Below are 6,000 nucleotides of genomic sequence, written 5' to 3'. Positions count from 1 at the left end.
ATAAAAAAAGACGATAGAGTTTAATTATCTATCATCTCTTGCGTTTCTATTTAATTATTTGACTCGACAAACTGGGATTTGTTTTAGTTATCTCCCATTTTCTTTAATTCCATATGTAATACACAAGCAAATACTATCTCAATAATACATACCGCAACAGCAACCGTTGTGCCGTTTAATGCACATCCTAAAATCAAAGAAATCATCGGAATGGAAATTGCAGCAACTGTATATCCCTTTGATTGATACAACCATGAATATGGAAATAAATGTGCTCCAAACACCATAGCGTATACCATAATCATCTTTTCCGGAACCGCACTAAACACCCACATAACGATTAATAAATAAACCATTTGATTTAAGGTGAAAATGAAGCCTAATTGTCCAAGTGGATTTTGTTTTGAAAAGATATCCACCTTTATAAGTTTACCAATTAGCCAAGACAGCGGTAATAATGGGCATGAACAGCAAAACACCAATAAATTTTTCATATTCATATTGATATCTAAAATTGACACAAGTACTATCAGAAGCCATATAATCACCGATGCCATGATAAATGGTAATCCTTTTTTCTGCTGAATTGCAATTTCTTTTCTTAATTTATCCATCATTTTCTCCTCCACAAATTCTAATTTATCTAGTTCTATTATATAATATAGTCCCTCGCATGTGTAGACTCTTACAGTAAATATTACAATCTGGTTATCACTGTATTACCATTTATCTTAGCTTTACCCTTTCGTGTAACATACTTTTCAATATCAAAAACATTTCTCTCATCATAATCTTCCAATAACTTATAATTCTTATGTTTTGTAATATCAAATTTATCAGACAAGAAAGGTCTTACTCCTCTAAGTTGGTATATACACTTACCACCATCCATTACAGTTATTTCATCTTGACTCATAAGTTCCTTGCCAGTTTTTTGGTAATTTAGACCAAAAGATTTTTGATTGGATCTTGTTTCTGATGTGTTATATATGTCTATGGTTTCTTTTCCTAAGGTTTCAGATAATTCTTTTACTGTTGTTTTTTCTTTTCCTCCTAAAAAGAGTGTTGAGTCGCAGTTACCAACTATTGTATCTGCATGGTCTTTATAGATTGCCTTTAATTGAGATTGTGCTTGCAGAATTATACTTGCTGATATTTCTCTTGAACGAATTGTCGCTATTAGTTTCTCAAATTTAGGAATTAAACCTATATTTGCAAACTCATCAAGTAGACACCTAACATGAACTGGAAGGCTTCCATCATATACATCATCTGCCTTATCACATAGTAGATTAAATAGCTGAGAATACATTATTGAAACTACAAAATTAAATGTATCATCTGTATCAGATATTATTACGAACAAAACAGTTTTCCTATCTCCAATTTTATCAAGCTCTAGTTCATCTTCGCTCATTGGTTCTCTAAGCTCTCTTATATCAAAAGGTGCAAGTCTTGCTCCACATGATATGAGAATTGACTTAGCAGTTTTTCCTGTAACAACTTGTCAAGGACTTTCTAATCATTTTTATCGACTTTTTGATGTTTTTCTCTCTCCATTTCCCTAAGCATTATCCTTTTCAATTTATCTTGCATGGTTTCAGTCGCATTTTCATTAAAATGGACTACAACCTCGTAAGTTGCCCTTCCTATCTTCTTTATGGTCTTTGTTCCAGTATTTTGTTCATTTCTGTTTTCGTGCATATTATTTTCCTCCTATTAGTTGCAATTAAAAAAGACGATAGAATTTTATTTCTACCGCCTTTCGCAAGTCTTATAGCTATTCATTGAATAACGCTTTACCATTTACATATTAAATTTTCAAATCCTTATTGTTCAGCATTCCGCCAAACATCGTATGATACATATCCTTGGAAGATTCCTCTATCTTTGTAATACTTGATATTTTATTTCCTGCATCTTTTGATGAAGCTCCGCAAAGATAAAAGGCTTCACTGTCTGTTCCATAGTCAATGGCAATATATCTATCGTGATACTTTTTACCTGCAATTTTCATCTTCAGATTAATATTAGGGTAATCTTTTCTAAAATCGTTAAGGATATTTTTTGTAAGCATATCCTTGTTCTTCACATTGTCGCTAAAGACTATAATTTCAACATTGTCTTTTGCAGCCCTTAATAATTCTAAGGTTTTCAAGCCTATATAGTTGTCTATCACATAAATGCTTTTCTTTGCAGACTTATATATTTTGGTATAGGCAACATCTGCTTCAATCTTATCTCCGTTCATTAAAAGGAAATGCTTGTATGTGTCCGGATCTATAAAATTATCCATAACCTTTTTCAAATCTTCTTTTGTAGCCATTTGCGACTTTATTTCAGCTATATCCTTTGTATTTTGATTTGTCTGTACTGCTATTTGAACTAATTCTTTTGAACCGATAAAATCTTGGTTTTCAATGATAAAATCTTTCATTTGCTTAAATGTTCTAACTAAAGCTCTGCTTTGCTTAACAGCAAGTTCACCTCTTAATACAGTCATCAGCATATAAATACCTTGTTCTGTAAAGGCATAAGGATTGTATTTAATATTACTTCCTCTACCAGTCCCTCTGTTCAAGGTGAAATTTTTGCACCTTGAAAGTTCTACCATTTCTTCGTCCGTTAATTGGAACATGAAGTCTTCACCTTCAAATTTTTCTGCGTTGTTTTTCACCTGTCTATTAAAGTTTTTTGTTTCATAACCATATATTTCAGCTAAATCTGCATCAAGCATTACTTTTTGCCCACGAATAAGATATATTTTTTCTTGTATAGTTTTATCATCTACAATAACTATCTCTTTATTTTCTTCTGCCATGAAATGCACCTCCAACATTATCTAAATTCTTTTCCAATTCGCCACGCACTGCGTAGCTTTTTGAATAAGTCTTATATTCTTTTATATTTTTCTACTCCGCCTTCAGCTTTTCCGATGTGTTCCACATTTTTTACAAGTCCCTTATTTACATTTTCATAAAACCATCTGCCAATCAATGCCGGAGGTGTTGCGATTAACTCTCTCAAAACAAATTCTTTGTCCTTTGGTAAAGAGCTAATTTTGTTTAATAAGGTAGTATATAGGTCAGCATAGCTTGTATTTTCTTGTAAACTACTACACTTACAATATTCAGTAACGCTTGGGAAACCTCCCTCTATTGCTTTTTTAGTTAAAATGTCAAGTTCTTCATCGGTTACAGTAAATTGAATTCGCATTTATATATCCTCTCCTTATAACTGAGTTTATTACCATATCATTATCATTTTATCATAAATACGATATTTTTTCCATACTGCAATTTTAAGCCCTATTTTACACTTAGCTATAGTCTCATATCTATTTTATGATTAACGCTCTAAAAACACCTTTCCACCGTCTTATGCGAAGTCTACAAGTGTTCACCCTTGTCATAATCTTCAAAGGTATATACTTTTGATTTACTGTTTTCCTTTAATTTCCCTTTGTCCTGTTCATACCAATGAACTAAGGTCGCATAATGGTCTTTGTAGTTTCTTCCTGTACTTTGCATATAGGTTGACAGCTTCTCTATCATTTTATCCCTATGACCTTGCATTTTATCCTTTAATTTTCCATATTCTTCATCAGTTAAGGAAACATTTTTATATTCTCCATAAAGGTTGGGGGATATTTTTTCTATCTCCCCCTCTTTTTCTAACTCTATATCTATCTCTTTATCTATCTCTATATCTCCGTTGCAGTTTTGTTGCAAAAGGTTGCAAGGTGTTGCACCAGTGTTGCATTGCAACGCTTTTTGTCCTCTCGATTTTCTTGAACGCCTTGTAGAAGCTGTTTCTGAACCTATAAGACTTGGGATTTCTGTTAAAAAATACTCGTCATTTTCTGTGATTATCTCCATCAAGCCTTGTGCTATAATATAATTTACTGTAACCATTACATCATCTTCCGTTTCATCAATCGTTAAGGCAATCTCTTTGATAAAGTCTGTTTCTACTCCATCATAATACAGCTTCCCACTATCTTTTAAGCTAAGTAAAAGCAATTTAAGATAGATGATTGTATAGGTATCTCCTCCTGATATTTTTCTTAGCCTTTTGATTCTCTTATCTGTAAAAAAATCTTCTTTCAATTTTAACCAATAGTATCTTCTGTTGTCTGCCATTTTTATCTTTCCTCCCCTTTATTTTTATAATTTTCTTTAGCCTTTTCCTTGGCTTTTTGTTTGTACTGCCCCTTTATTTCCTCTTGCTCTTGGAATTTTTTCAGTTGTGCAATCACACTTGGTTTATCTCCTCTCTTAATTGCCTTGTCTATCTCTATGCTTAGGTCTATTCCATACTCTTCATTGACAATCTTTACTGCATATTTGATATGGTCTATCTGCTTAAATTCGTCTTGAACTTTAGCTTTATCTTTGGTTAGCTCTTGTATCTGATTTTCAAGGCTTGATATTTCTTTCTGCCAATCACTCGACTTTATAGCTGATGTTCCAGTAAATTTTTCTATGATCTTTCTTGCTCTTTGGTATCTGTCTATTTCTTTTTTATGGGAATTGTAAAAACTGTCTTTGAATAGTGTCTTGCTTTTGTATTCCTGATAGACTTCTTTGTTTTCTCTGATAGCGTCTATGCAGCTTACACATTGATTTAGGTCTTTTATTCTTTGTGTTTTATCTTGAATATCACCACTTATCTTTTTACTTTGCTTTGCCAGTTCAAAGACTTTTCCTTGTAGGTCTGCTATGGTTTGAAGATGATTATCTTTCAAATAGTAGATTGCTTTTACAAATCTCTTTAGGTCTGCATTTCCCTTTTTTATCTGTCCGTAGTAGGATAAATTTTTTGTTTTTTCTCCCTGTATCTCGTTGTAGATAGAAATATACTCATAGAGGTTAAAGAGTTCCGCTTTGTTCTCCAGTTCATCTTTCTTGGTCTGTTTATACTCATCGTATTTTGCTTGCAGATTTCCAAGTAAAGAGTCTATCCAAGAGGTGATTTCTTTTATCTTGTTCTTGATGGCTTTTACTAAAGAGTTATGCTTTTTGATTTCTCTATTGATATTTCCTTTGTCGGTTTCGATTCCTTTTTTCTCTAAGGCACTGGCACTTGCTCCCATGTGAATGGTTGGGATTTCTTCTATCCCTTGTCTTTTGTAGGAACGATGATCTACTCTCTTTTCCTGATGATTTTTTTCTAAATACTGATTACAAAGGCTTGCAAAATTCTTTCTCCATTTCTCTGCGTTGCCTTTATCGTTCCAGTCTGTCAGCTCTACTTTTCTTGTTTTGTAATTACCACTTTTTAGTTTTATCTTTTCTCCCTTTTCATCAAGAACATATTCTTTTTTGCTTTTTGCCAGCCACTCTCCTTTTTTATTAATCGGTCTAAGAGTAGTCATAATATGTGCATGGATATTGTTATTTTCTTCATCACTTTCATCATGAATTGCAAGGTCTGCTATCATTCCTTTTGATACAAAATGTTCTTGTATGAAGTCGGTAATGAGTTTCTTGTTTTCTTCAAAGGATAATTCTTTTGGTAGAGCAATGATAAAATTTCTTGCAAGCTGTGCATTGCTTGCTTTCTCATTTAGTTCAACGCTGTTCCATAATGTAGTTCTATCTTTTAATGCTATGGGAACATTCTCCGGCAAGAAGATTTCTGAATGTAAAAGTCCCTTTTTATTATGGTAATCGTGAACTTCTCCGTCCCATTCATTTTTGATTTTCTCACAAGAGATATATGCTGCACTTGCAACTGCCGATTTACTTTTTCCTCTGCTTATCATAGAAATATTAAAGTGAAATGTTTCTACCACTTTTAAGCTCCTTTCATTTTTTGTTTGTTTTCAGGTAAAGGAAAAAGCAGACAGGTTATTTTTTGTATCTTTTCCTATCTACTTTATCCGTATGTTTTTATTAAGTTTTGGATTTTTAAAGACTTGCTAAAATCCCTTAGTTTTTCTAAGGGCGCAATTATACACCCTAAAGGGTGCTTTGCGTTCTGCGAAGCTTTTTGCCC

The 6,000-nt window shown here is 32.8% G+C and carries 6 protein-coding genes and 1 pseudogene; all 7 read right to left on the bottom strand.

The features are described from left to right. Positions 1-83 precede the first annotated feature (83 nt). Positions 84-614 carry a DUF7010 family protein gene (locus tag HMPREF0077_RS08765; RefSeq protein WP_231723899.1) on the bottom strand — a complete coding sequence of 177 codons (531 nt, stop codon included), beginning with the start codon at positions 612-614 and terminating at the stop codon, positions 84-86. An 83-nt stretch (positions 615-697) separates the two neighbouring features. Beyond that, a pseudogene (locus tag HMPREF0077_RS08760) lies at positions 698-1,507 on the bottom strand (VirD4-like conjugal transfer protein, CD1115 family); the annotation flags it as partial. Positions 1,508-1,518: 11 nt separating this feature from the next. Then, positions 1,519-1,704, bottom strand: a complete 186-nt coding sequence (locus tag HMPREF0077_RS08755; RefSeq protein ID WP_000545053.1) for a transposon-encoded TnpW family protein — start codon at positions 1,702-1,704, stop codon at positions 1,519-1,521. A gap of 109 nt (positions 1,705-1,813) precedes the next feature. Further along, positions 1,814-2,821: an ORF6N domain-containing protein gene (locus HMPREF0077_RS08750; RefSeq protein ID WP_000797005.1), complete on the bottom strand. Its 1,008-nt coding sequence runs from the start codon at positions 2,819-2,821 to the stop codon at positions 1,814-1,816. Between the two features lie 71 nt (positions 2,822-2,892). Further along, positions 2,893-3,216 (bottom strand): hypothetical protein, encoded by a 324-nt coding sequence (locus tag HMPREF0077_RS08745; protein ID WP_001222543.1) that lies wholly within the window; start codon positions 3,214-3,216, stop codon positions 2,893-2,895. 173 nt (positions 3,217-3,389) lie between these two features. After that, complete coding sequence (locus HMPREF0077_RS08740) at positions 3,390-4,142, bottom strand: phage replisome organizer N-terminal domain-containing protein (RefSeq protein WP_000774837.1); 753 nt, start codon at positions 4,140-4,142, stop codon at positions 3,390-3,392. A gap of 2 nt (positions 4,143-4,144) precedes the next feature. Beyond that, positions 4,145-5,797, bottom strand: coding sequence for a MobQ family relaxase (gene mobQ, locus HMPREF0077_RS08735; RefSeq protein ID WP_040349673.1), 1,653 nt, complete (start codon positions 5,795-5,797; stop codon positions 4,145-4,147). Between the last annotated feature and the right edge of the window lie 203 nt (positions 5,798-6,000).

Source organism: Anaerococcus tetradius ATCC 35098 (assembly GCF_000159095.1).
Taxonomy (GTDB): domain Bacteria; phylum Bacillota; class Clostridia; order Tissierellales; family Peptoniphilaceae; genus Anaerococcus; species Anaerococcus tetradius.
This window is presented reverse-complemented; position numbering and strand designations above follow the sequence as displayed.

Coding starts and splice junctions, on each gene's coding strand:
- HMPREF0077_RS08765 (WP_231723899.1), bottom strand. CDS start 614: ATGGATAAATTAAGAAAAGAAATTGCAATTCAGCAGAAAAAAGGATTA.
- HMPREF0077_RS08755 (WP_000545053.1), bottom strand. CDS start 1,704: ATGCACGAAAACAGAAATGAACAAAATACTGGAACAAAGACCATAAAG.
- HMPREF0077_RS08750 (WP_000797005.1), bottom strand. CDS start 2,821: ATGGCAGAAGAAAATAAAGAGATAGTTATTGTAGATGATAAAACTATA.
- HMPREF0077_RS08745 (WP_001222543.1), bottom strand. CDS start 3,216: ATGCGAATTCAATTTACTGTAACCGATGAAGAACTTGACATTTTAACT.
- HMPREF0077_RS08740 (WP_000774837.1), bottom strand. CDS start 4,142: ATGGCAGACAACAGAAGATACTATTGGTTAAAATTGAAAGAAGATTTT.